General features: G+C 57.3%; 22 protein-coding genes. 11 read left to right on the top strand and 11 right to left on the bottom strand.

Going from position 1 to position 25,120, the window contains the following annotated elements; all coding sequences use genetic code 11:
- Nucleotides 1-36: 36 nt before the first annotated feature.
- The gene (locus tag LB462_RS05105) at nucleotides 37-1,788 is read left to right on the top strand and encodes a cation:proton antiporter domain-containing protein (protein WP_224506272.1); all 1,752 of its coding nucleotides are present in this window, start codon (nucleotides 37-39) and stop codon (nucleotides 1,786-1,788) included.
- Between the two features lie 3 nt (nucleotides 1,789-1,791).
- Here LB462_RS05105 and treY read toward each other — a convergent pair whose 3' ends face one another.
- Both treY and LB462_RS05115 read right to left on the bottom strand, forming a co-directional pair.
- Entirely contained in the window at nucleotides 1,792-4,446 is a 2,655-nt protein-coding gene (gene treY / locus LB462_RS05110) for a malto-oligosyltrehalose synthase (RefSeq protein WP_224506373.1), read from the bottom strand.
- A 5-nt stretch (nucleotides 4,447-4,451) separates the two neighbouring features.
- The gene (locus LB462_RS05115) at nucleotides 4,452-5,852 is read right to left on the bottom strand and encodes an alpha,alpha-trehalose-phosphate synthase (UDP-forming) (protein ID WP_224506273.1); all 1,401 of its coding nucleotides are present in this window, start codon (nucleotides 5,850-5,852) and stop codon (nucleotides 4,452-4,454) included.
- A gap of 149 nt (nucleotides 5,853-6,001) precedes the next feature.
- Between LB462_RS05115 and otsB the strand changes: the two genes are divergently transcribed.
- Together otsB and LB462_RS05125 are read left to right on the top strand one after the other, a co-directional pair.
- Entirely contained in the window at nucleotides 6,002-6,772 is a 771-nt protein-coding gene (gene otsB / locus LB462_RS05120) for a trehalose-phosphatase (protein ID WP_224506274.1), read from the top strand.
- Between the two features lie 161 nt (nucleotides 6,773-6,933).
- Nucleotides 6,934-7,782, top strand: coding sequence for a DUF2189 domain-containing protein (locus LB462_RS05125; RefSeq protein ID WP_224506275.1), 849 nt, complete (start codon nucleotides 6,934-6,936; stop codon nucleotides 7,780-7,782).
- Nucleotides 7,783-7,851: 69 nt separating this feature from the next.
- On the opposite strand, the gene LB462_RS05130 is transcribed toward LB462_RS05125, so the two are convergent.
- From LB462_RS05130 to LB462_RS05170, 9 genes are all read right to left on the bottom strand, one after another.
- Nucleotides 7,852-8,199: a cytochrome C oxidase subunit IV family protein gene (locus tag LB462_RS05130; protein ID WP_224506276.1), complete on the bottom strand. Its 348-nt coding sequence runs from the start codon at nucleotides 8,197-8,199 to the stop codon at nucleotides 7,852-7,854.
- 11 nt (nucleotides 8,200-8,210) lie between these two features.
- A complete protein-coding gene (locus tag LB462_RS05135) occupies nucleotides 8,211-8,933 on the bottom strand; it encodes a heme-copper oxidase subunit III family protein (RefSeq protein WP_224506277.1) in 723 nt (240 codons plus the stop codon).
- A gap of 10 nt (nucleotides 8,934-8,943) precedes the next feature.
- Complete coding sequence (locus tag LB462_RS05140; RefSeq protein WP_224506278.1) at nucleotides 8,944-9,648, bottom strand: cytochrome c oxidase subunit 3; 705 nt, start codon at nucleotides 9,646-9,648, stop codon at nucleotides 8,944-8,946.
- On the bottom strand, nucleotides 9,645-11,423 hold the full coding sequence (gene ctaD, locus LB462_RS05145; protein WP_224506279.1) for a cytochrome c oxidase subunit I: 1,779 nt from the start codon (nucleotides 11,421-11,423) through the stop codon (nucleotides 9,645-9,647). The genes LB462_RS05140 and ctaD overlap by 4 nt, the downstream gene beginning before the upstream one ends.
- Nucleotides 11,424-11,472: 49 nt before the next feature.
- A complete protein-coding gene (locus LB462_RS05150) occupies nucleotides 11,473-12,291 on the bottom strand; it encodes a cytochrome c oxidase subunit II (protein WP_224506280.1) in 819 nt (272 codons plus the stop codon).
- Nucleotides 12,292-12,506: 215 nt separating this feature from the next.
- Entirely contained in the window at nucleotides 12,507-12,860 is a 354-nt protein-coding gene (locus tag LB462_RS05155) for a DUF1428 domain-containing protein (RefSeq protein WP_224506281.1), read from the bottom strand.
- 66 nt (nucleotides 12,861-12,926) lie between these two features.
- Entirely contained in the window at nucleotides 12,927-14,792 is a 1,866-nt protein-coding gene (locus LB462_RS05160; protein ID WP_224506282.1) for a CHASE2 domain-containing protein, read from the bottom strand.
- A 6-nt stretch (nucleotides 14,793-14,798) separates the two neighbouring features.
- Nucleotides 14,799-15,329 (bottom strand): FecR domain-containing protein, encoded by a 531-nt coding sequence (locus LB462_RS05165; protein WP_224506283.1) that lies wholly within the window; start codon nucleotides 15,327-15,329, stop codon nucleotides 14,799-14,801.
- A gap of 123 nt (nucleotides 15,330-15,452) precedes the next feature.
- Nucleotides 15,453-16,391, bottom strand: a complete 939-nt coding sequence (locus LB462_RS05170) for a LysR family transcriptional regulator (RefSeq protein WP_112529041.1) — start codon at nucleotides 16,389-16,391, stop codon at nucleotides 15,453-15,455.
- A 117-nt stretch (nucleotides 16,392-16,508) separates the two neighbouring features.
- Here LB462_RS05170 and LB462_RS05175 point away from each other — a divergent pair, with 117 nt between their 5' ends.
- The 8 genes from LB462_RS05175 to rpe are packed head-to-tail and all read left to right on the top strand — an operon-like array spanning nucleotide 16,509 to nucleotide 25,107.
- Entirely contained in the window at nucleotides 16,509-17,558 is a 1,050-nt protein-coding gene (locus LB462_RS05175; RefSeq protein ID WP_224506284.1) for a class 1 fructose-bisphosphatase, read from the top strand.
- Nucleotides 17,559-17,573: 15 nt separating this feature from the next.
- Complete coding sequence (locus tag LB462_RS05180) at nucleotides 17,574-18,446, top strand: phosphoribulokinase (RefSeq protein ID WP_112529045.1); 873 nt, start codon at nucleotides 17,574-17,576, stop codon at nucleotides 18,444-18,446.
- Between the two features lie 11 nt (nucleotides 18,447-18,457).
- Nucleotides 18,458-20,470 carry a transketolase gene (gene tkt / locus LB462_RS05185; protein ID WP_224506285.1) on the top strand — a complete coding sequence of 671 codons (2,013 nt, stop codon included), beginning with the start codon at nucleotides 18,458-18,460 and terminating at the stop codon, nucleotides 20,468-20,470.
- 19 nt (nucleotides 20,471-20,489) lie between these two features.
- Nucleotides 20,490-21,569, top strand: coding sequence for a class II fructose-bisphosphate aldolase (fba, locus tag LB462_RS05190; RefSeq protein WP_224506286.1), 1,080 nt, complete (start codon nucleotides 20,490-20,492; stop codon nucleotides 21,567-21,569).
- A 30-nt stretch (nucleotides 21,570-21,599) separates the two neighbouring features.
- Nucleotides 21,600-23,060 carry a form I ribulose bisphosphate carboxylase large subunit gene (locus LB462_RS05195; RefSeq protein WP_224506287.1) on the top strand — a complete coding sequence of 487 codons (1,461 nt, stop codon included), beginning with the start codon at nucleotides 21,600-21,602 and terminating at the stop codon, nucleotides 23,058-23,060.
- 10 nt (nucleotides 23,061-23,070) lie between these two features.
- The gene (locus LB462_RS05200; RefSeq protein WP_112529053.1) at nucleotides 23,071-23,490 is read left to right on the top strand and encodes a ribulose bisphosphate carboxylase small subunit; all 420 of its coding nucleotides are present in this window, start codon (nucleotides 23,071-23,073) and stop codon (nucleotides 23,488-23,490) included.
- Nucleotides 23,483-24,421, top strand: a complete 939-nt coding sequence (gene cbbX / locus LB462_RS05205; protein WP_224506288.1) for a CbbX protein — start codon at nucleotides 23,483-23,485, stop codon at nucleotides 24,419-24,421. The genes LB462_RS05200 and cbbX overlap by 8 nt, the downstream gene beginning before the upstream one ends.
- Nucleotides 24,418-25,107 carry a ribulose-phosphate 3-epimerase gene (gene rpe / locus LB462_RS05210; protein WP_224506289.1) on the top strand — a complete coding sequence of 230 codons (690 nt, stop codon included), beginning with the start codon at nucleotides 24,418-24,420 and terminating at the stop codon, nucleotides 25,105-25,107. Before cbbX ends, rpe begins: the two co-directional genes overlap by 4 nt.
- Nucleotides 25,108-25,120: the final 13 nt, after the last annotated feature.

Here is a 25,120-nt window from a genome sequence, read left to right on the forward strand (position 1 = left end):
GCTTCGAGAGCCTGCAAAATTCATGGAAAGAGAGACGTGCATCAAGAGGTCTCACTCTTAGCGACGGTTGCTATCGGCTTTGTGTTTGCCGCGGTCTTCGGCTATCTGGCCGATCGCCTGCGCTTGCCGCCGCTCGTCGGCTATCTCGTCGCCGGCATCATGATGGGCCCGTATACACCAGGCATCGTCGCCGATGCCGGGCTTGCCTCGCAGCTCGCGGAAATGGGCGTTATCCTGCTAATGTTCGGTGTGGGCCTGCATTTTTCCGCCTCCGATCTGTTGGCGGTTCGAGGGGTCGCTGTCCCCGGAGCGCTGGGGCGTATCCTGCTTGCTACCCTGCTCGGCATTGGCCTTTGTTCGTTGTGGGGCTGGGGTCTTGGTGCGGGTATCGTCTTTGGCCTAAGTCTTTCCGTCGCCAGCACTGTGGTCCTGCTCAAGGCGCTTGAAGAGCACAATCAGGTGGACTCCGTAAATGGCCGCGTGACCGTCGGCTGGCTCATCGTCGAAGATCTGGCGATGGTTCTCGCCTTGGTGCTTTTGCCAGCATTTTCAGGTGTTTTGGGCGGTAATGCGGACGCAGCCGATGCCGCCACGGCGGGTGGTGGTCTTGCCATCACATTGACCATCGCCATAACCCTGCTCAAGGTCGGCGCTTTTACGGTGATGGCGATATACTTCGGCCCGAAGGTCGTTCCCTGGATTCTCACATTGGTCGCCCGAACCGGCTCACCCGAACTGTTCACACTTTCCGTTCTCGCCGTTGCCCTCGGCATCGCCTTTGGCTCGGCGGAGATTTTCGGCGTATCCTTTGCGCTTGGAGCGTTTGTCGCAGGCGTCGTCATGAGCGAGTCGCATCTCAGCCATCGCGCGGCCGCCGACTCCCTGCCTTTGCAGAATGCATTCGCAGTGCTGTTTTTCGTTTCGGTCGGGATGCTTTTCGACCCCTATGTCATCATCCGCGACCCGCTTGCGGTTGCTGCCGTGCTGGCGCTGATCATCTTTGGTAAATCGTTGATTGGGTTCCTGATCGTCATTCTCTTACGCTTTCCGATCTCGATGGGCCTGTCGGTCGCTGCCGGTCTGGCGCAGATCGGTGAGTTTTCTTTCATTTTGGCTAGTCTCGGTGTTTCGCTTGGCCTTTTGCCGCGTGAGGGACAGGATCTGATACTCGCCGGCGCCATCCTGTCGATCATCGTCAATCCACTCGTTCTGCTCGGTGGCGACTGGCTACAAAAGGCCGTTCATCGAAAGTGGCCATCCCTGTTTGAACAATACGGAAAGAGCAAGCATGACGCACTTTCTCGCGAGTTGGACCGTATCCGGAAGATCAGCGAAGATAGAAACAGGCAGCATCAGTTGGAAATGCAGCAGCTGATCGAAACTTTCCCTATGTTTGCCCAGGTTGACGAAAATTCTCAGGAAGAGCTTCTCCTGTTGTTTCGGCCAAAGGTGGCATCGCCGGGCGAACGCGTCATCCGCATCGGCGATCGCGGCGACGGCATGTATTTCATTTCATCGGGAGCGGTAGAGGTTCAACTGGAGGACGACCCGGTTCGTCTCCAGGCTGGCTCCTTCTTTGGCGAAATGGCACTTTTGAGCGGTGGGCGCAGGACCGCGGATGTCATCGCTGTCGATTTTTGCCAGTTCCTGGTTCTCGAACGCCGGGATTTTAATGTTTTCATGTCGAAGCATCCCGCACTTCGAGCCGCAGTCAGCGATATGGCCAAAGAGAGAAAAGCGATGAACGTTTCACGCAGGAAGCGCAAGAAGTCTCTCGATGCGACGTAATTGCTAATCCGACATCAGCGACAGCGTGGAAAATCCCCGCATCGCATCGGCCACGAGACACTTGTCAGTCAAGGTCAATCGATTGCCCGTCATGATATCCTGAAATTCCTTGCCATTGATTTCCGCTGGAATATGCACTGCGGTGTCGCCCCAAGCGGGTATCGGCATGAAGGGTTCGTGAAACCGTTTCACCGCATCGAACGGTTGGCGGGGCACGGCGACCAGACAATAGTCGGATTCGTGCTTGCGTAGAAAAGCGATGATGTTTTTCCGCTTCTTGCCGGTAACCTTCAGAGGAATGTATTGGCCGCCGATAAACAGTTCAGGCTTGCGCTTTCGCGCCCGAAGATGGGCGGAGACAAGCCGCTGTTTGACGGCACCCGTATGCCAATCCTCTAGGAGAATGTTCAAGGGGCACTGATCTGCATAGGAAAGCCGGGCAGTAAGCGCATCGAAATCTATGTCATTCGATGCCGGAATGTTCGACACGGCGAAATCCCAGGATTCCGCTCCATTGTAGATGACAGGAACGCCGGGAGCAGTTGCCTTGAGAACAGTTTGTGAAAAACTATTGAGCGCGCCGGCTATCCAGAAAGGCCGCATCGTCTTCGTGAAGTCCAGAAGGAAAGAACGGTCGGCGAAGAGCTGATCGATATAGTCCATCACGGCCAACTCATAGGGCTTGTTGATTTCCGTCCAGAAGGAATCTCTCTGAATTTCGCTGATCGCTTTCTGGATGAATGCGCAAAGATCGTTACGGACAGCCTGCAGACTGTTTTCATCGTCGATCTGCAGCGTCAAAGGCCAGATCGCAGCAAGGGTTTGATAGATCAGCCATTCAGTCTGAGGATCCGGCGCCAGCGTTTCCTCGATCGTTGCGACATTGCCCGCATGGAGCGTGCGCCACTGCGCCACCGCCTCGCCCCAGATTTCCGGCGCTTCGGACAGAGCGAGTAGCCGCATTCTCGCATCCTCGCCGAATTTGGTGGTGTAGGAAAACGTTGTCGCCAGCATGCCTTTAGGCGCGACCGTGGCTTTGCGCAGCATCTTTTCGTGGAAAAGCTGCACCGAATCCCCGGCATCACTCGAGCGTAATATGACTTCGTCAAGCGCGATCGGCCCACGGCCATATTGGTACGATTGCTCGATTGCCTGTGCCATGACAGCGGCAGTCAATTGCTGGAATCTCACAATGAATTGGCCGATTTTTCCGTCAGGATCATTCGCCGCTTCCAATATGCGCTGTATGAATTTCAGCGGAGCGGGATCGGCAGCGTCGGGGCGTGCCAAAATATCGGAAATGGTGGACTGAAGAATGGATCGATAGGATTCGAGAATTCCCGCCTCATTCGAATAGGTCCGGAAAACCGGGAGTTCGATGACGAGATCGCTTACCGCGCGCCCCAGCTCAAGCTCATCGGCGGCATTCGGTTCTATAACGATGAGCAGGTCGACCAGAGCCTGCAGTTCCGCGGCGAATCTGCTGTGCAGTACAGCTGACTTTGCCCCGCGATAGTGGAGCGTACTTTGCGCACCAATATTGCTGCTGTAGAGTTGTTCGAGCGCAGCCAGCTTTGCATGATCCACCATAAGGTTCGCGGTCACCGAAATGAACTCGTAGCCTGCGGTTCCATCGACATGCCATGAAGCAGGATAAGGTTCGCCGTCCAACAGGATCTTGTCGGCGACCAGATAGGCTTTTTCACCGGCGTGCCGGCGCAATTCCTGCGAATATGTTTCAGGATCGGCCAGACCGTCGATCTGGTTGACACGAAAACCGATGACTTGACTGATCTCGAGCAGATCAAGTGGAACCTCGTGAAAATCCTTGAATGGTTGTGTCTTTTCGACCTGAACACCGACAGAGTGCATGGATTCGAACGAGTGGCGGTAGTTCATCCGGCGGCGAGCCTTCTGACGTGTCACCAGACGCCACTTTTGCGCCGAAAGCACGTCTTCGAGCATCGAGATGTCCTGTGAGATATCTTTCAGTCGCGACGCAAGCACAAGACGATGAGCGAGTTCACTGGTGTCGTAAAGTTCCCGCAACCGGGCATGAAATTCGTCCGATCGGTGCGGGTCAGCCTCGTTTACTGCATCCAGGAAATCATTCGAGAGAGGGTTGTCGACGCCGCGAAGGATAGTTTCATAGGATTTTGGATACAGCGGATAAAACACCTCGCCGTAAGAGATGCCGAGGGCAAATTTATTCGCATCGAATTTGAGCTGCAGCGTCTCGGCCTGGACTTCTTCGATCAACGGGCGCTGCAGAACAGGCAGCGCCAGGCGCTTCTTCCAGTCGACGTCGAAATGATCGGCGTAGCGGCTCTTTGATCCCCATTCGAGAACATCAAACCACCAGGGATTATGGTGGGTAGCTGGCAGCTGGTTTGGATTGATATCGACGATGAGGCCCATACCGAACTTGCGAAGTGCAGAATCGAGGGCGACGAAGCCGTCTTCACCCCCGGCGTCCCTGTCCAGCTTCGTTGGGTTATAGGATTTCTTGCCGCGACCGACATCGATCGAGCTGAAAATTGGAGAAATGGTGAGCGTGTCGATGCCGAGATTATTCAGGTACGGCACTATTGCAGCGATGTCATTGAAGGACAGTCCGTTCCTCAATTGAATGCGATAGGCGGAATTGGGTAAGGCCATATTCTTCACGCAACCCGTTCATTGGCGGAGTGCTGATCGCCATGTTGCAGGGCATGGAGATATTCCCGCTGCCACCATTGCGCATCGTGATCGATGACACGCTTCAGAAGCTTGCGATGGCGCAGTTGCCGCTCTTCCAGCGGCATTGTGACAGCCGTCTTCAGAGCGTGCGCAACCTCGCTGATGTCGTAGGGATTGACAATGAGGGCCTCGCTCAGTTCCTCGGCTGCACCGGCGAACTTGGAGAGGATGAGGATGCCTGGATCCTTGTTGTCCTGAGCGGCGATGTATTCTTTGGCCACAAGGTTCATTCCGTCCCGCAACGGCGTTATCAGCCCGATCAGACTTGCCCGAAACAGAGGGGCCAGCTTTTCCCTTGGAATGTTCCGATTGATGTATTGGACAGGCGCCCAGTTGAAATCCGCGAATCTGCCATTGACCGCGCCGGCAAGCTGCTCGAGTTCGGCCTTGATATCGGAATAGGCGGTGACATCCTCCCTGGATGGCGAGGCAATCTGCAAGTAGTCCGCATGCCCCTGATATTCGGGACAAATCTCCAGAAATTTTCTAAAGGCTTTCATTCGGTGCGGCAGGCCTTTCGAATAGTCGAGGCGATCCGCAGAAATGACCTGGAAGCGCTTCAGAACAGTGCGGCGCATGCGTTCGAGTTCGATCGTATCGTCGGTTCTGGCCGACACTTTCGCAAACTGCTTCACATCGATGCCGATGGGGAAATGCCCGATATGGATTGTCCGATCGTTGACGCGAACCAGTTCGGGCGAAATGATTGCCGCATCGGAATGTTCTTTCAGATAGCGATGAAAATTATGGACGTCATTGATCGTCTGGAAGCCGATGAGATCAAACTGCAGCATGCAATATCGCAGCCATTCGTGGCGAGGGACGGCAGAGAAGATGTCGGCAGAGGGGAACGGAATGTGCAGGAAAAATCCGATCCTGTTCTTGTGTCCTCGTTTGCGGAGCTCAGCGGCCATAGGTATCAGATGGTAATCGTGCACCCAGATAACGTCGTCATCCCGCAGATGCGGACTGATCATCTCGGCGAACTTCGCATTGGTTGCAGAATAGCAATCCACGAACTCCATGCGATAGTCCATCAGGTCAAGGCGATAGTGAAAGGCTGGCCAAAGCACCTTGTTGGCGAAGCCGAGGTAATATTTTTCGTGTTCTTCGCTCGTCAGTGGGGTGGTCAGGCTCGTGACATTACCGTGTGCCTGAATTTTGGTTGTTGCGGTTTCTTCGGCGTCTACGACACTTCCGTCCCAGCCAGCCCAAAGGCCGCCTTGAGCTTTAAGCGCATCCACGATACCGACAGCGAGTCCGCCAATTTGAGTGTTCTTTCCCAAATTCGCCGTGCGATTTGAGATTACGACTAGCCGTCCCATAAAATGTCCCTTGCATGCAGTCAGGACTCTAACCAACGCCTCAAATAAATGATGGTTCCGGAAAAAAGTGGCAGCAAGTCAACTTTCATTGAACGATTTCGGGCCAGTTGAGTTCTCCCATGATGAGAGTTCGAGCAAAGGAAAGAGATATGCAGCCCAATACGGCGGTTGATGATGCGAGCCACCCACTGCCAGACGATCTGGATGGTTGGGCGCTTTTCATAGACATTGACGGCACGCTGATTGATCTTGCGGCAACGCCTGAAAGCATTGTCATTCCTCCAGAGTTACCCCTTCAACTCATGAAGCTGTCGCAAAAGGTGGATGGTGCCATGGCGCTCGTGACCGGCCGTTCCATTGCTGCTGTCGACGCGATGTTTGAACCCTATCACTTCACCGTCGCAGGACTTCATGGCGCGGAAATCCGCAGGGAAAATGCAGAAATTCTCCGGAAGGGGATGGAGGCGGGAGCGCTCGACCGCCCGCGCATGGTGTTGCAGAAATTTGCGAGCCGATGGCCGGGTATGGTGATCGAGGACAAGGGCTTGGGGCTCGCCGTGCACTACCGGCAGGTGCCGGAAGCAGCTATTGCCGCTACTCATGCGGTCGATGGACTGGTCAAGGATCTCGGTTATGGGTGGAAGCGCCAGGACGGCAAGATGGTCATCGAAATTGGACCTGCCGGAACCAACAAAGGCATGGCGGTCGCGCACTTCATGGAAACTGCACCCTATGCGGGGCGCAAGCTTCTCGTTATGGGCGATGATCTGACCGACGAGACCATGTTCCGCTTTGCCAACGAAACGGGAGGACGCTCGGTGAGGGTGGGCGATCCGCCTTTCGAGAGTGTTGCCGAATTCAAGCTGGACTCTGCAAATACTGTTCGATCATGGATCGCCACGATGGTGGCTCGGCAATGATTTTGCGCCGCCGAGTGACCACCCTGACGGGGCTATTGTCTCTGGCTTAATTTTTCCGATTCGCGTATGTTTTGTCTTGCAGGTTTAGGTCCATTGGTACCGCCTCTAGCATGGTACCCTTGGTGCCTTTCCCGCTCGAAACGAGATTGGGAGAATTGCTCATGGCACAATTTCATGTGATCGCTGGCGCAAATGATACCAGCGCCTATCCTGAGGTGCGTAAAATCAGCGTGGCCGATGTTTTTGCTGCGCTTCGTCAAGGGCTCGACGATTTTTGGGAGAAGCCCTCTCACTATGTTTTCCTATGCCTGATCTATCCTGTCGCCGGACTGGTATTGGCGCGCTGGTCGTCGGGAGCCAACGCGCTGCCGATACTGTTTCCGCTGATGTCGGGTTTCGCGTTGATCGGCCCGTTTGCAGCGCTCGGTCTCTATGAGATCAGCCGCAGGCGGGAACTTGGTCTGGATACATCATGGCAGCACGCACTTGAGGTCAGGCGATCGCCTGCCATGCCATCGATCTTTGCCGTCGGTATATTGCTCTTTGCGATCTTCATCGTATGGCTGCTTACCGCCCAGGCGCTTTACGTCAATCTTTTCGGTCCCGCAGCGCCGGAGTCGATCAGTGCTTTCCTGAACCAGGTATTCAACACATCCGAGGGCTGGCGGATGATCATCCTCGGCAACGCGATTGGATTTGTCTTTTCCGTTGTTGTTCTTTGCACCAGCGTCATCACCTTTCCGCTTCTCCTCGATCGGGACGTGGGCGCGTTGGCAGCCGTCGTAACATCGATCAAGGCCGTGCTCGCCAATCCGATACCGATGCTATTGTGGGGTCTGATAGTGGCCGCGCTGCTCTTCGTCGGCTTCTTGACGCTCTTTGTCGGCCTGGCAATCTTCATCCCGGTACTCGGCCATGCGACGTGGCACCTTTACCGCAAGGTTGTCGCACCGCTCCCTAGCGCAGAAGTCCAGAACCTCGCGAAGCCACGGTCTCGAACTCGTAAATAAATGGAATGCAAATGAAAAACGCGGCGCCTATGGGTGCCGCGTTTTTTGTGCCTGGAGCTTTTCAAGGCTCTACGGCCCGGTGCCGAAGAAGGTCATCCGGCTCAACAGGACGTAGTGGGATTCCGAAACCATCATCGCCACGAATACCAATACAAGGAGCGGCGGCAGTATGATGGCATAGATGAGCGCCAGCCTTTCCCATGCCATATGCATGAAAATCGCAACGATCAGCCCGGCCTTGAGTATCATGAACAGCAGGATAAGCGACCACCGCAGATAGCCATGAAGACCGACGTAGTCGACCAGATACGAGCATAGACTGAGAACAAAGAGCAGACCCCAAACGACGAGGTAAAGCTTAATCGGGTGCTCTTGATGTTCAGTATGTACTGCCGGTTGCGTTGCCGGTTGTGTCATGATTGGAGCCCTCACCACAAATAGAAGAAAGCGAAGATAAAAACCCAGACCAGATCGACGAAGTGCCAATAGAGGCCAGTGATTTCGACGATTTCATAATGACCCTTCCGACTGGTGAAGAAGCCGCGTTTCTCCGTGTCGAAATCGCCGCGCCAGACCTTCCGGGCTATGATGATCAGGAATATGACGCCGATCGTGACGTGTGTACCGTGAAAGCCGGTGATCATGAAAAAAGTCGAACCAAACTGAGGAGCGCCCCACGGATTTCCCCATGGACGAACACCTTCGGAGATCAACTTGGTCCATTCGAAAGCCTGCATTCCTACAAAAGTTGCGCCAAATAATGCGGTCAGCAGCATCAATAGCGCCGTCTTGCGGCGGTCGCGCCGGTAGCCGAAATTGACGGCCATAGCCATCGTACCGCTGCTGCTGATGAGAACGAACGTCATTATGGCGATCAGAATCAGGGGGACTTCCGTTCCGCCGATATTCAGCGCAAAAACCTCGCTCGGATTGGGCCAGGGAACAGTCGTCGACATGCGGGCGCTCATATAGGCCAGCAGGAAACAACCGAAGACGAACGTATCGCTGAGAAGGAAGATCCACATCATGGCCTTCCCCCAGGAGACGTTCTTGAATGTTCGCTGGTCGGAAGCCCAGTCGGAAGCGAAGCCACGCAGGCCGTCAGGCCGGGGCGGGGATACTCTGGTTTCGGTTTCCACGACGTCGGTCATTGTCACATCCTCAGGTCAACAGTTGCCGGCAGATATCGACGAAATCATTGGCCCAGCCTGCGAACAGCGCAAAAATGACCAGCCAGACGATGAGCATGAAATGCCAGTACATGGCGCACAGTTCGATGCTGAGCCGCGCCTCCTTTGGCGGTTCGCCCTGCCATACGTTGAACGTCGTCCGGCTGAGCACCAGAAGACCACCAAGAATGTGCAGTCCGTGCATTCCCGTGATCAGATAGAAAAAGCTGTTGGCAGGATTATCGGCGAGGACATAGCCCTCAGACACCAGCTCGTGCCAGGCGAACAACTGCCCGGCCAGGAAGCCGATCGCGGTCACGAAACTTGCAAGAAGCGCGATCTTCATGGCGTTGGCATCGTTTTGCTGCGCCGAGGATTTCGCCATCTCCAGAGCAATGCTGCTCACGACGAGCGCAGCCGTATTGACCCAGAGGACGCCGGGCAGGGGAATGGCCCACCAATCCTGCAGTCCCATGCGCATGAAGTAGGCACTGATGAAAAGTGTGAACAACGCGCCGACCACGGCGAGAAATACGCCGAGGCCAATTTTTACAGTCGGTATCTGTGACCGCGTAACCGGGAAAATGTCGCTGGCTCGTGCGGACTCTAGCCATGGTTTGGAGGTCAGACGCTGCTGTGCCATCCACCAGATGATGATGGACGCCAGCCCCGCCAGAAAGATCAGGATTGCACTCATGACGCGTGCTCTCGCGATCGGTTCTCGGGATCCGGCTCATTCTGTGGAATGAAATCCTCGGGAGCGCCGGGAACGCTGTAATCATAGGCCCAGCGATAGACGACCGGCAGTTCCTTGCCGAAATTGCCATGCGGCGGCGGCGTCGTTGGCGTCTGCCATTCGAGCGTCGTTGCCCGCCAAGGATTTCCCCCCGCGTCTTTTCCGTGTCGCAGACTCCAGGCGGCATTGAACAGGAACAGGACTTGTGCGGCACCGACAGTCAGCGCCATCATGGTGATGAAGATATTCAAATCATGCGCCGATGGCGGGTTGACCACGGATTCGCCGAGTTCGTAGTAGCGGCGCGGAGCCCCCAGCAGACCGAGATAGTGCATCGGGAAGAAGATCAGATAGGCGCCGAGGAACGTCACCCAGAAATGAATCCGCCCCATGGTTTCATTCAGCATTCGCCCGGTGATCTTCGGATACCAGTGGTAGATCGCCCCGAAGATCACCATGATTGGCGCAACGCCCATCACCATGTGAAAATGTGCAACGACGAACATCGTATCGGAAAGCGGAACGTCCACGACGACATTGCCGAGAAACAGTCCCGTCAATCCTCCATTGACGAATGTAACGATGAAGCCCAGCGCGAACAGCATTGGTATCGTCAGGTGGATATCGCCGCGCCATAGTGTGAGCACCCAGTTGTAGACCTTGATGGCGGTGGGAACCGCGATGATCAGGGTCGTCGTGGCGAAGAAGAACCCGAAATTGGGATTCATGCCGCTGACATACATGTGGTGTGCCCAGACAACGAAGCTCAGCGCACCGATGATCACGATCGCCCATACCATCATCCGGTACCCGAAGATATTCTTGCGGGCATGGACGCTAATGAGGTCGGATACGATACCAAAGGCAGGCAAAGCGACGATATAGACTTCGGGATGGCCGAAGAACCAGAACAGATGCTGGAAAAGGATCGGACTGCCGCCGCCATGTTGCAGCTGCGTGCCCATCTCGACGATTGCGGGCATGAAGAAGCTCGTGCCGAGGACGCGATCGAACAGCATCATGACGGAGGCGACGAAGAGGGCAGGGAAGGCGAGCAGCGCCATGACCGTCGCGGTGAAAATGCCCCAGATCGTCAAGGGCATGCGCATCAATGTCATGCCGCGCGCGCGTCCCTGCAGAACTGTGACGACATAATTCAATCCGCCCATGGTGAAGCCGATGATGAACAGGATCAGCGAACTCAGCATCAGTATGATGCCCCAATCCTGCCCGCCCGGCGTGCCGGAAAGCACCGCTTGCGGTGGATAGAGCGTCCAGCCGGCACCCGTTGGTCCGCCCGGTACGAAGAAGCCCGCGACAAGAACAAGCACGGCAAGAAGGTAAATCCAGTAGCTCAGCATATTTGCGTAGGGAAACACCATGTCCCGTGCTCCAAGCATCAGCGGGATCAGGTAATTGCCGAAACCACCCAGGAAGAGCGCAGTCAGGAGATAAATCACCATGATCATGCCGTGCATGGTGATGAACTGGTAGTAGCGGTCGGCATCGATGAAGGTGAAAACGCCGGGGAAAGCAAGTTGCAGCCGCATCAGCCAGGAAAGGACAAGCGCAACGAGGCCAATCGAAATGGCTGTCAACGAATACTGGATGGCGATGACTTTGGCGTCCTGGCTGAAGACGTAGGTCGTCCACCAGCTATGCGGGTGATAAAGCTCCACATCTTCGACTTCCGCTGCCGGAATGGGGTCGTTGATGCTGGATGGAATATTGACCATCTATTGCCCTCCCTGTGTTCGCTCTTTCTCCCGAAGAGCGGTGCCGTTTTCACTGTGCCGTCTGTGGTTCTCCGGATGCTGCCATCATCTGTGTGAATGTCTGCTGTTGCTGCAGCCAGGTTTGGTAGTCGGCCTCGTTGTCGACCACCACCGTTCCACGCATTTGCGGGTGCCCGACGCCACAAAGCTCGGCACAAAGGACTTCGAACGTGCCTGTTCGCGTCGGAGTGATCCAGAAATAGGTGACCATGCCGGGCACCATGTCCATTTTCGCCCGGAATTCCGGCACGTAGAAATCATGCAGGACATCGATCGAGCGCAGCACCATCTTCACAGGCTTTCCTATCGGAAGATGCAGTTCGCCGCCCTGAATGATGATGTCGTCGAGCCCCGCGCTGTCGTTCTTGTTCACGCCGAGCGGATTTTCCGCAGTGACATCACTGGTTTCCGACGTTCCGAGCTTGCCATTGGCTCCAGGCAACCGAAAGCTCCAGAGCCACTGTTGGCCCACGACTTCAACTTCGGTCGCATCGCTCGGCACATTGACGAAACGGTCCCACACGAACAAACCGGGCGCAAGCATGGCGACAACGCCAATGGTGGTCACCGTGGCGAGCCAGAATTCAAGCTTCCTGTTTTCCGGTTCATAGTGCGCCCGGTTTCCTGGTTTGTGGCGGAAACGCAAGACGCAATATGCGACGAACAAGACCACCGCGACGAACACGAAACCGGTGATCCAGAAAGTAATGATGATTGTATTATCGATGTATTGCCAATTGGACGCGATCGGCGTCCACCACCAGGGACTCAAAAGATGAAACAAGACTGACGCAACTGCAACAAAAGCAAGAATAAAGACTACAGCCATTCTATTGTCCCCTCCCTGCCGGAATCGGCTGTGGACATGAACTCGCAATCCGTAGAACCTCACCCTAGCATTTCAGAAACGAGAAATACAGGTAGTCGTCTCATCGAAAGTATCGGTGCACAGAATATCGGAAACGTCGCCGGAAATTACTCTCGTCTCACCGCCGCGCCGCCGGCGCGGCGCCGGAGTTGGAATATTGGTCCGGTAAGCGTTACTTACAGCTCCACGATAGGCGTAAATCCGCCGAAGATCATACGCTTGCCGTCGAAGGGCATGTTGGCCACGTCGCCTTTCAGGCGAGGGTCCGCCATCACCTTGGCATTGATGGCATCACGCTTTTCGCGCGATTCATAAACGATCCAGGAAAAGACGACGATCTCGTCGTCTTTTGCCTGCACAGCCCGCGGGAACGAAGTAACCTCACCGTAGGGGACATCGTCGGCGACGCACTCGACAAAGGCGAGCGCGCCGTGCTCTTTCCAGACCTCTCCCGCCGTACTGGCGAGTTCCTTGTAGGCTTCCAGCTTCGCTTTCGGAACGGCAAGTAAGAAACCATCGACATAGGACATAGAAAACCTCCACTTGATTGACACGACCACAGGACGTTGGCGCAAGCAGAAATCCTACATCGTCGTTCAAATTTTGTCGTCGCTGCGCCACAGCCAGATCGTAACCGAGCCGGAGCGACCGCGTATTTCCGTTTCGAGCGGCCCACTCAGAACGCCAGTCTTGTACGGTTCGCTGTCCGGGCCCGCGATGTGCAGGACATCGGTCGTAAGCGCGAGTTCCGCGTGATTTTTCTTGGCTACTTCCATAAGCCGGCTGGCGACGTTGACCGTATCCCCGGTCGCGGTGATCTGCTGGCGATCGCCGCCGCCGAGCCGCGAAGCAACCACTGTGCCGAAATGTGCACCCAGTTTGAACCCGATGCGCGAAGCGGTCGAAGCGGGAAGCGAGGCGAGCCACAGTTTCGTTCTGTTGGACAGCCGTACGCAGCAGAGTGTGGCATTGGCCGCGTCTTGCGGACTAGGTTCCGGCAGACCGAAAAGGATCATCGCGCCGTCACCCATGAAACTCGTAATGGTTCCGTTGCAGGCCGCGACTTCCTCATCGACCAGCTCGTAAAAGCCGTTCAATAATTCGCGCGTGGCATTAGGCCCAAGAACCTCGCTGAGGCCGGTAAATCCGGAAAGGTCGATGAAAACCACGGCGGCGTCCTGACGGACGGGCTCGGCCAGAAAATCGGGGTTTCTTGCCAGCCATTTTCCAAGTCCCGGCGCTTGCACGCTTTGCAGCATCGCGCTCTGCCGAGCAAAATGCTGCGCGCGGCGGCGATCGAGCAAAAGCTGGCTTGCTCCGAATAGAAGGAGCGGGGGGACTGCGGCCGCAATAGGAATTGCGGCGCTGAGCCAGATGCCGTTTGCGAACGCGACCATATTGATGACAAGCCATGCGCAGACCACCGCGACTATTGCGGCAAGGCCAATGATACTGCGCCGCCACGCAAGCAGTCCCACGAGAACGATCGGCAGACCGACAGCAAAGCCTGCATCGATAAGCCGGATATGACGATCGCGGACTGTGGCATCGCCCGCTATAAGTTGGGCTATTGCCGTTGAGATGACCTCCACGCCGGGAAGCACCTGATCGAATGGTGTCGGGAAAACGTCGCCGCCGCCGGTTACCGTCGTTCCCAGCACGACAATCTTGCCGGTAATGTCCTTGGCCTCAAGCTGACCATCCAGCACGGCAGTGGCGCTGATGGTTTTTATCGTACCCCTCGGGCCATAGAAGGTCAGAGGAAACGATTGGCCGATATCGGTGCGGATGTGGCGTTCACCCAGTGCGATGCCGCCGGGCTCGAATACAGGGTCGACTCCGGCGGCAAGCGCAACTGCACGCAATGGAAAAGAGGGCTGGACCTCGTCACCCTTCTTGAACAGCATCGGGATAAATCGCGGCGTTCCGGATTGATCGGTTGCGACGTTCACAATCCCCATCGGCGAGACATCGGCAAATTCCTGCTGCGGGAGTAACAAGCTGACAGCATCCGGAATGCGATCAAGTGCGTCGTCGTGTCCAGGCTCTATCAGTTGCTTGCCACTTGCGAACACGGCCGCTCCCGCCAGAAGTGTCGTAGCTTTCTTGAGCGACGCCGCGAGCTTCCGGTCACCATCTTCCTGACCGCGATCCACCAGAAGCAAATCCAGCGCAATGACTTTCGGTTTGAGCTCGGCAATTGCGTCGACGACAGCAGCGAGCGTCGAGCGGGGAACAGGATAACTCCCGACCAGCGTCACCGTCGGGTCGTCAATGGCTATGATTGTGACAGCATCCGGTGCCGGCTTTTTGCCACGGATATTGGTGCGCAGATCGGCGAAGGTAGCCTCGACGCGTTCCAGAAACCAGGTGTTTCCCCTGATGTGCATCAGGCCGAGCCCGCCGCCCCACATGCCCGCAAGGATCAGTGCGACCAGTATCTGCCGTGCACGACTGGACATGGGTGATTATTGACCGAGACGCGCCATCAATGCGTTGACGCGCGGTTGGGGCCACCGCTTCACAACAAGGGCGCTGCTGCTTTCGTCGACATCAACGCCTTCACCCGGTCCGAGCACTACCGCCGCGGGCGCAGCCTGCCGCCTGACGCTGACCGCACCTCTGACAACGAAAACTGCCGTCTTGCCCGCGCTGACATCGACAGCCCATTTCGTACCCCGGACCGCCGCAATAGCCTGCGGTGTGTCGACTACGAATCCGGATGGCGACTTCGGAGCATCGAGCAATATTGCCTTGCTCCGGGCCCGAACCGCATCGACGATACCGTCACGGCTGCGGTCCAACAACGTGTACCGTGCCCCGCGCTCAGCGGTAATGGTGAGGCCGCCACGGCATTTCAATATCTGCCTTCCGGTCCCGCCGACTTGCGTCAGCGCGCATCCAGAATTGGCGGATTGTGCCGAGGCAATTTCTGTGCCGAGCACAAAAACAAAACCAATGGCCACCGCCGCGCGAAAAATTCCCGCCATTGAGTCCATGGAGATTGCCCCTGTTCACCGGCACCAGAATAGGCGCGGTTTCACCTGTAATATAGAACCTCCGGAGGGCATTTCAAAGCGCTGATAAGGTTTTCTCTTCGGTATCGGCTTCGCTAAATCGGGTTAATTCTCCGTTGCTGGGTATAGCCGGTCGATTGCCGGCAGGCACTGCGCGCCTTTACGGCTGAGGAAATCCTGGAATGCGCGCATGGCCGGTGACATGGTCCGGTCGGTGCGTACGACGGAAAACCACTGGCGGCGGATTGGCATGCCGATCACGTCGAGCATTACGAGCCTGCCCACATCGAGCTCCAGTGCGATCGTGTGAGCGGAAATAAAGGCGATGCCGAGCCCGGCCATCACCGCCTGCTTGATCGTCTCGTTTGACGACATTTCCGTGCCGAGATCATCAAGCCGGCCCGGCAGTTCGCTCAGGAAAATCTCCAGCGATATACGCGTACCCGATCCCGGCTCGCGGATAAGGAAATGCTCCTGTGCGATGCGTTCCTTGGTGATATCGCGGCATTTGGCGAGCGGATGATCGGGGGCGGCGATCATCACCAGCGGATGATCGCCGAAAACCGCCGAACGCAACGGCACATCCTTCGGCGGTCGGCCCATCAAGGCGAGATCGACCGCATGGCTTTTCAGCCCGGCAATCGTCTCGGCGCGGTTGCCGATAGCGAGCTTTATGGCGATATCCGGGTGTTCCTTGCGAAAAATCGCCATCAGTTGCGGCGCGAAATACTTCGCCGTCGATACGACGCCCAGTGTCAGACTGCCGATGCGCAACCCCTTTATCGCATCGATCTCGTCTTCGAGCAGGCGCAGCCGTTCGTCGACCATTTGCGCAGCATCGAGAAAAGCTAGCCCGGCGGCGGTCGGCCGCAGGCCCTCATTTGTGCGGTCAAACAGGATGATATTGGCATCTTCTTCCAGCAATTTGAGCTGAATCGTTACCGCCGGAGGCGTCAGCCCCAGCGCATTGGCTGCGGCGGCGATCGTGCCGTGCTGCATGATCGCCTGTATCGCCCGCAGTTGTTTCAAATTCAAGTTGCGCATGCATAGCAGTTAATAGAATTTATCGAGTACGTAAATATAATAAATTTTACTAAGTGTGGTCTGCGTGGTTCCATACCCAAAGTCTGATGCGGAGATAATCGGACAGGGAGGACTACCATGACCACGGCAACACTAGATGCCTTTCTTGGATCCTATGCGGAGAGCGGCGATACGCAGCGCGCTTCCGTCTCGCTGGTCGTGCGCCAGCTCTCCCTGACTGCGGTCAAGATCCGCAACACGATCAATCAGGGTGCACTTGGCAAGGCCTTCGCCAGCAGCCAGGGCAGCAAAAATGCTGATGGCGATTCCCAGAAGGACCTCGATATCTTCGCAGACGACATGTTCCTCGAGGCCATGCGTCAGGCTCCTGTTGCTCTTTATGGCTCCGAGGAACTCGCCCATCCCGCTTTGCTCGACCCAAGCGCACCATTGGCGCTGGCGATCGATCCGCTGGATGGCTCATCCAACATCGACACCAATGTCTCCATAGGGACCATCTTCTCCATCCTCCCGGTGGCAGGCCAGCCGGACAGCGAGCCTGGCGCATCGTTTTTTCAGAAAGGCGATCGCCAGCTCGCTGCCGGTTTCTTCATTTATGGGCCGCAACTTGCCTTGGTGCTCACGCTTGGCAGCGGCACGCATGTATTCGTGTTTTCGGCACGGCTCGGAACCTTCGTTCAGGCCTATGCCAGTATCGTTATTCCTGACCGCGCCTATGAATTCGCCATCAATGCTGCCAATTACCGGCATTGGGACGAGGCGGTGCAGCTCTATGTCGATGACTGCCTGAAGGGTAGCGAAGGACCGCGCGAGCGTGATTTCAACATGCGCTGGATCGCATCCCTGGTTGCGGAAACCTACCGGATCCTCATGCGCAGCGGCGTGTTTCTCTATCCGGGAGACAGGCGCAAGGGCTATGGCGACGGCCGTATACGTCTCGTCTATGAAGCCAATCCCATTGCTTTTCTCATCGAGCAGGCGGGAGGCGCTGCGACCAACACGGCATGCCGCATACTCGATCTGACACCGAAGACCATGCATCAGCGTGTGCCGTTCATCTTTGGTTCGGCGAGGGAAGTAGCCCGTATCAGCCGGTATCACACCGAGCCCAGCAACATCGGCGAACGCGCGCCGCTGTTCAGCAAGCGTGGACTGTTCAGGGTTTGAGTGGAGGAAGAAATCATGTCGGCAAAGCACCCAATCATATCGATTACCGGCTCGTCAGGCGCGGGAACGACCTCCGTGAAGCGCATCTTCGAGCAGATTTTCCGCCGCGAACATATCGAGGCCGCTTTCATCGAGGGCGACGCATTCCACCGGTATGACCGCAATGCCATGAAGGCAAAGGTTGCGGAGGAAGAAGCCAAGGGTAACCCCAATTTCACGCATTTCCATGTCGATGCCAACGAGTTGAACAAGCTCGATGAAGTTTTCGAGGAATACGGCCGCCGGGGTACGGGCCAAACGCGTACCTATATCCACGACGAAGAGGAAGCCGCGCAATACGACGCGCCGGCGGGCACGTTCACCGAATGGCGCGATTTTCCGCCAAGCACCTTGCTCTTCTATGAGGGCTTGCATGGCTGCGCTGTAGCGGAGGGCGTCAACCTTGCCCGCCACGCGGATCTGAAAATCGGCGTCGTTCCGGTGATCAATCTCGAATGGATCCAGAAGATTCATCGTGATCGTTCGACCCGCGGATATTCCACCGAGGCGGTCATGGATGTGATCCTGCGCCGGATGCCGGATTATGTGCGCTACATCACGCCGCAATTCACGCTGACCGACATCAATTTCCAGCGCGTTCCCATTGTCGATACGTCGAACCCGTTCATTGCGCGGTGGATCCCGACACCGGACGAGTCGATGCTGGTGATCCGTTTTGCCCGGCCGCGCGGGATCGATTTCCCCTATCTGCTGTCGATGATCCACGATTCCTTCATGTCGCGGGCCAATTCGATCGTCGTCCCCGGCAACAAGCTGGATCTCGCCATGCAACTTATCCTGACGCCGCTGATCATGCAGTTGATCGAACGCAAAAACCGCGCCTCGTGAAGGAGATAGCGATGAATACGCAAGCTTTGCTTCAAGAAACGCCGGAAACCGAAACCGTTTCGGAACGCGATATGGCAAATGCCATCCGGGCGCTGGTTATGGACAGCGTCCAGAAGGCCAATTCCGGGCATCCCGGCATGCCGATGGGCATGGCCGACGTCGCAACGGTTCTCTTCAACCGCTTCATCAAACTCGATCCATTGCATCCGCAATGGCCGGACCGTGACCGGTTCGTTTTGTCGGCTGGGCACGGCTCGATGCTGCAATACGCACTGCATTATCTGATCGGCTATCCCGACATGCCGATCGAGGAACTGCAGCGTTTCCGCCAGCTGGGAGCAAAGACGGCAGGTCATCCGGAATATGGTCATGCGCAGGGCATCGAGATGACCACCGGCCCGCTCGGACAAGGTATCGCGACGGCCGTCGGCATGGCGCTTGCCGAGCGTTTGCTGGTGCAGCGGTTCGGCGAGGATATCGTCGATCACCATACTTATGTGATCGCAGGAGATGGTTGCCTGCAGGAGGGCATAAGTCACGAGGCGATTGATCTTGCCGGTCATTTGAGACTGTCGAAGCTCATCGTCTTCTGGGACAACAACTCCATCTCGATCGACGGGCCGACCTCTCTTTCGACATCGATGGATCAGTTGATGCGGTTCGAGGCGGCGGGTTTCGATGTCCAGGAGATCGACGGCCACGACTACGAAGAAATCGCCGACGCCATCGCCCGCGCCAGGTCTTCTGACCAGCCGTCGCTGATCTCGTGCCGAACCATCATTGGCAAGGGCGCGCCGAATCTGCAGGGAACCGAGAAGACCCATGGTGCGCCTCTGGGCGACAACGAAATCGCTGCAGTGCGTCAGGCAATCGACTGGCCGCATCAGCCATTCGAGGTTCCCGAAGAAATCATCGAGACCTGGCGCGACGTGGCCCGTCGTGGAGCCGACGAGCGGCGCGAATGGTGTGTACGAATGGGGGCATCACCGCATGGGGACGACCTCAGGCAGGCCGTTCAGAAGCAGTTGCCGGCGAGCCTGTTTGAAGAGCTTGGCGCTTTCCGCCGCGAACATGTCGAGAAGTCTACCAAGGTCGCGACACGCAAGGCTTCGGAAATGGTGCTTGGTGTGATCAACAATGCTACCGATCTGACGATTGGCGGTTCGGCTGACCTTACCCACTCAAACCTGACCGTTACGCCCGGAATGCGCGACGTCACACCGCAAAGCTTTTCCGGCCGCTATATCCATTATGGCATCCGCGAACATGGCATGGCGGCGGCGATGAACGGCCTTGCCCTGCATGGCGGCTTCATTCCCTATGGCGGCACGTTCCTGGCCTTCGCCGATTATGCGCGGGGTGCGATGCGTCTCTCGGCGCTGATGGGCCAGCAGGTCATCTACGTCATGACACACGACTCGATTGGTCTTGGTGAGGACGGTCCGACCCATCAGCCGATCGAACATCTGGCGATGCTACGGGCAACACCCGGCATAAACGTGTTCCGTCCTGCCGACATCATCGAAACCGCCGAGTGCTGGGAGCTCGCGCTGAAATATTCCGACCGGCCGAGTGTTATCGTCCTGTCACGCCAGAATCTCGCGATGCTGCGTCACGTTCATGCGGAAGAAAACCGGTCCAGCCGCGGCGCCTATGTCCTGCGCGAAACAGGGGAACCGCGCGCAATCACGCTGATGGCGACTGGTTCGGAAGTCGAAATTGCCTGCACCGCCGCCGACATGCTGCGCGGTCAGTACAAGATCCCGGCAGCCGTTGTCTCGATGCCGTCCTGGGAGTTGTTCGAAGCGCAAACCCCGGCCTATCGCCGCTCGGTTCTGGCGGCGGCGCCCCGCATCGGTATCGAAGCCGCCGCCCGCTTGGGCTGGGATCGCTGGATCGGTGAAAAGGGTGCCTTCATCGGCATGCAGGGCTTTGGCGCCAGTGCCCCGGCGCCGGATCTCTACCGTCACTTCAATATCACGCCTGAAAACATCGTCGCCACAGCGCGCAAGCTCATCAACTGAACTGAAAGGAGTATTGATCATGGCCCGGATTACCTTGCGACAATTGCTCGATCATGCTGCCGAGTATGGTTACGGCGTGCCCGCCTTCAACATCAACAATATGGAGCAGGGGCTTGCCGTGATGGAAGCTGCGGCAGCCTGCGATGCGCCGGTTATTCTGCAGGCGTCGCGCGGTGCCCGCTCCTATGCCAAGGATTTGATGCTGGCGCGGATGATCGATGCGTTGGCGGATATCTATCCATCCATTCCGATCTGCATGCATCAGGATCACGGCAATGACGAGGCGACTTGCCTGACCGCGGTTCGCCATGGCTTCACTTCGGTCATGATGGACGGCTCGCTCGAAGCCGATGCGGCAACGCCGGCCTCATACGAATACAATGTCGAGATCACGAAGCGGGTCGCCACCATCGCCCATTGGGTCGGCGTTTCGGTCGAAGGTGAGCTCGGCGTGCTTGGTTCGCTCGAAAGCGGTGAAGCCGAGGCTGAAGACGGTCATGGTGCGAGCGGAGTACTCAGTCATGACCAGCTCTTGACTGATCCGGATCAGGCAGTGGATTTCGTGCTGCGCACCAAGGTCGATGCGCTGGCCATCGCCTGCGGCACGTCGCACGGCGCCTACAAGTTCACCCGCGCACCCGATGGCGACATCCTGGCGATGGGAGTCATCGAGGAAATCCACCGCAAGCTGCCGGACACGCATCTCGTGATGCATGGCTCGTCGTCGGTGCCACAGCCCTTGCAGGACATCATCAACCGCTTCGGCGGCGAGATGCCACAAACCTATGGGGTGCCGGTCGAGGAGATCGAGCGCGGCATCCGCCACGGTGTGCGCAAGGTCAATATCGATACGGACTGCCGCATGGCCATGAGCGGTCAGTTTCGCCGGATCGCCACGGAAAACCCGGCGGAGTTCGATCCACGCAAATTCCTCAAACCGGCCATGGATGCCATGCGCGATCTTTGCCGTGACCGCTTCGAGCGGTTCGGTACGGCGGGCAATGCATCGCGGATCAAGGTCATCGGGCTTGATGAAATGGCCAAACGCTACGCCGCCGGCAAACTCGATCCGCAAATCGCTGCAGCCAAGGCTGCTTGAAATCAAAATTACCAAGGAAAGGACCTCATCATGTCGAACAAGTCAGAAACGGTCACAGGAAAGGACCGCTACAGGTCCGGTGTCATGGAATACAAGAAGATGGGCTACTGGGAGCCCGACTACGAACCAAAGGACACCGACATCATCGCGCTGTTTCGCATCACGCCGCAGGATGGCGTCGATCCGATCGAAGCGGCGGCTGCCGTTGCCGGTGAATCTTCGACGGCCACCTGGACTGTCGTGTGGACGGACCGGCTGACCGCAACGGAGAAGTACCGTGCCAAGGCGTACCGCGTCGATCCGGTTCCGAACGGTGAAGGCCAGTACTTCGCCTACATCGCCTACGATCTCGACCTGTTCGAGCCGGGCTCCATCTCGAACCTGACGGCATCGATCATAGGCAACGTTTTCGGCTTCAAGCCACTGAAGGCGCTGCGGCTTGAGGACATGCGCCTGCCGGTGGCCTATGTGAAGACCTTCCAGGGCCCGCCCACGGGTATCGTCGTCGAGCGCGAACGCCTCGACAAGTTTGGCCGACCGCTGCTCGGTGCAACGGTGAAGCCGAAGCTCGGTCTGTCTGGCCGCAACTATGGCCGCGTGGTCTATGAAGCGCTGAAGGGCGGCCTGGATTTTACCAAGGATGACGAGAACATCAACTCGCAGCCCTTCATGCACTGGCGTGAGCGCTTCCTCTACTGCATGGAGGCCGTCAATAAGGCACAGGCCGCAACAGGCGAGATCAAGGGCAGCTACCTCAACGTCACCGCGGCAACGATGGAAGACATGTACGAGCGCGCCGATTTCGCCAAGGAGCTCGGGTCAAACATCGTCATGATCGATCTGGTCATCGGTTACACGGCGATCCAGTCCATGGCCAAGTGGGCGCGGCGCAACGACATGATCCTGCATCTACATCGCGCCGGTCACTCGACCTACACGCGGCAGAAGTCGCATGGCGTGTCGTTCCGCGTCATCGCCAAGTGGATGCGGCTCGCCGGTGTGGATCATATCCACGCAGGTACTGTCGTCGGCAAGCTGGAGGGTGACCCGGCAACCACGCGCGGCTACTACGACATCTGCCGCGAGGACTTCAACCCGATGCGGCTCGAGAACGGCGTGTTCTTCGATCAGCATTGGGCCTCGCTCAACAAGATGATGCCAGTGGCTTCGGGCGGTATCCACGCCGGCCAGATGCACCAGTTGCTCGACCTTCTGGGCGAGGACGTTGTTCTGCAGTTCGGCGGCGGCACCATCGGTCACCCGCTCGGTATCGCAGCCGGTGCAACGGCCAACCGCGTCGCACTCGAATGCATGGTGCTCGCGCGTAACGAAGGCCGCGACATCGTCAATGAAGGACCGGAGATCCTGCGTATGGCAGCACGCACCTGCCAGCCTCTGCAGCAGGCGCTCGAAGTCTGGAAGGACGTTTCCTTCAACTACACCTCAACCGACTCGCCGGATTTCGTTCCGACGGCAACAGCAGCAGAATAGGAGAAACGACATGCGTATCACTCAAGGAGCATTCTCGTTCCTGCCTGATCTGACCGACGAGCAGATCGCCAAGCAGGTGCAATATTGCATCGACAATGGCTGGGCGGTCAGCCTCGAATTCACCGATGACCCGCACCCGCGCAACACTTATTGGGACATGTGGGGACATCCGATGTTCGACAACCCGGATGCGGCCGCCCTCATGATGGAGCTGAAGGAATGCCGCAAGGTCTATGGCGATTATTACATTCGCCTTGTCGCCTTCGACAACACCCACGGCTGGGAATCGGTCAAGCTGTCCTTCCTCGTCAACCGCCCGCCGGAAGAGCCAGGCTTCCACCTTGCTCGCCAGGAAGGCGAGGGCCGCGTGGTTCGCTACACGACGAGGTCCTACGCAACCGACAAGCCAGCGGGGCAGCGCTATGGCTGATGCCAGCATCACGCAACTCGAGGAGTCTCCCGTGGAGGTTCCGTCTGCCATCGACCTGCGCGCCGAATATGTCGAATCCGGCGTCAAGGAGGTGCTGGACGAACTCGACCGCGACTTGATCGGCCTGAAGCCGGTAAAGCAGCGGATCAAGGAGACTGCAGCATTGCTGCTGGTTGAGCGGGCGCGCCGCCGCATGGGTCTCGCGCATGAAACGCCGACGTTGCACATGAGTTTCAGCGGCAACCCCGGAACCGGCAAGACCACGGTTGCAATGCGCATGGCGGACCTGTTGCATCGCCTCGGCTATATCCGCAAGGGCCATCTCGTCTCTGTGACGCGTGATGATCTGGTCGGGCAATATATCGGGCATACCGCCCCGAAGACCAAGGAGATCCTGAAGAAAGCCATGGGCGGCGTATTGTTCATTGACGAGGCCTATTATCTGCACCGCCAGGAGAACGAGCGCGACTACGGACAGGAAGCGATCGAGATACTATTGCAGGTGATGGAAAACCAGCGCGACGACCTCGTGGTGATTCTCGCGGGCTACGCCGATCGCATGGACAAGTTCTTCGAGAGCAATCCCGGTTTCCGTTCGCGCATCGCCCATCACATCGATTTTCCGGATTACAGCTCGGACGAGTTGCTGAGCATTTCCGAGACGATGCTGTCGAAGCAGAACTATACGTTCGATGCGGAAGGCCGCGCCATCATGGCCGACTATATCGAACGGCGCCGCCAGCAGCCGCACTTTGCCAATGCCCGCTCCATTCGCAATGCGCTGGACAGGGCGAGACTGCGCCACGCCAACCGGCTGTTCGAGGCATCCAACGGGCCGACAGATGCGGCGGCGTTGTCAACGATTACTGCGGACGATATCAGGGTCAGCCGGGTGTTTTCCGCATCGTCAGGAGAGGAGAAAACGCCATGAACAGGAACGTACTCATTGCGCCGTCCGTGCTTTCCGCGGATTTTTCCCGGCTCGGCCAGGAAGTCGAAGACGTCATGGCAGCGGGTGCCGACTGGGTGCATCTCGACGTGATGGACGGGCATTTCGTTCCAAACATCACGTTCGGGCCACAGATCATTAAATCCATCCGCAACCGGACGTCCGCGATATTCGATTGTCATCTGATGATCGCACCGACGGATGCTTATCTTGGCGCCTTTGCCGAGGCTGGCTGCGATTTCATCACGGTGCATGCGGAAGCTGGTCCGCATCTTGATCGCTCGCTGCAGGCCATTCGCAGTCTCGGCAAGAAGGCGGGTGTGTCACTCAACCCTTCGACTTCGGAGAGCGTCATCGAATATGTGCTTGACCGGCTCGATCTGGTGCTCTTGATGACGGTCAATCCGGGTTTCGGCGGACAGGCTTTCATCCCCTCGGTCGTCGACAAGGTACGGCGCGTGAAGGCGATGATCGGCAACCGCCCGATTCATATCGAAATCGACGGCGGCGTGACGCCCGAAACGGCACCGCTCGTTGCAGCGGCAGGAGCAAATGTGCTTGTCGCGGGCTCAGCGGTCTTCAAGGGAAACGGCAAGGCGGCCTATGCTGACAATATCGCTGCAATCCGTCATGCTGCCGATCATGCGAGGCACCGGGCGGCAGCTTGAGCGGAGGAGAGGA

Origin of the sequence: Phyllobacterium chamaecytisi, from assembly GCF_020164455.1 — a bacterium.
GTDB lineage: Bacteria > Pseudomonadota > Alphaproteobacteria > Rhizobiales > Rhizobiaceae > Phyllobacterium > Phyllobacterium chamaecytisi.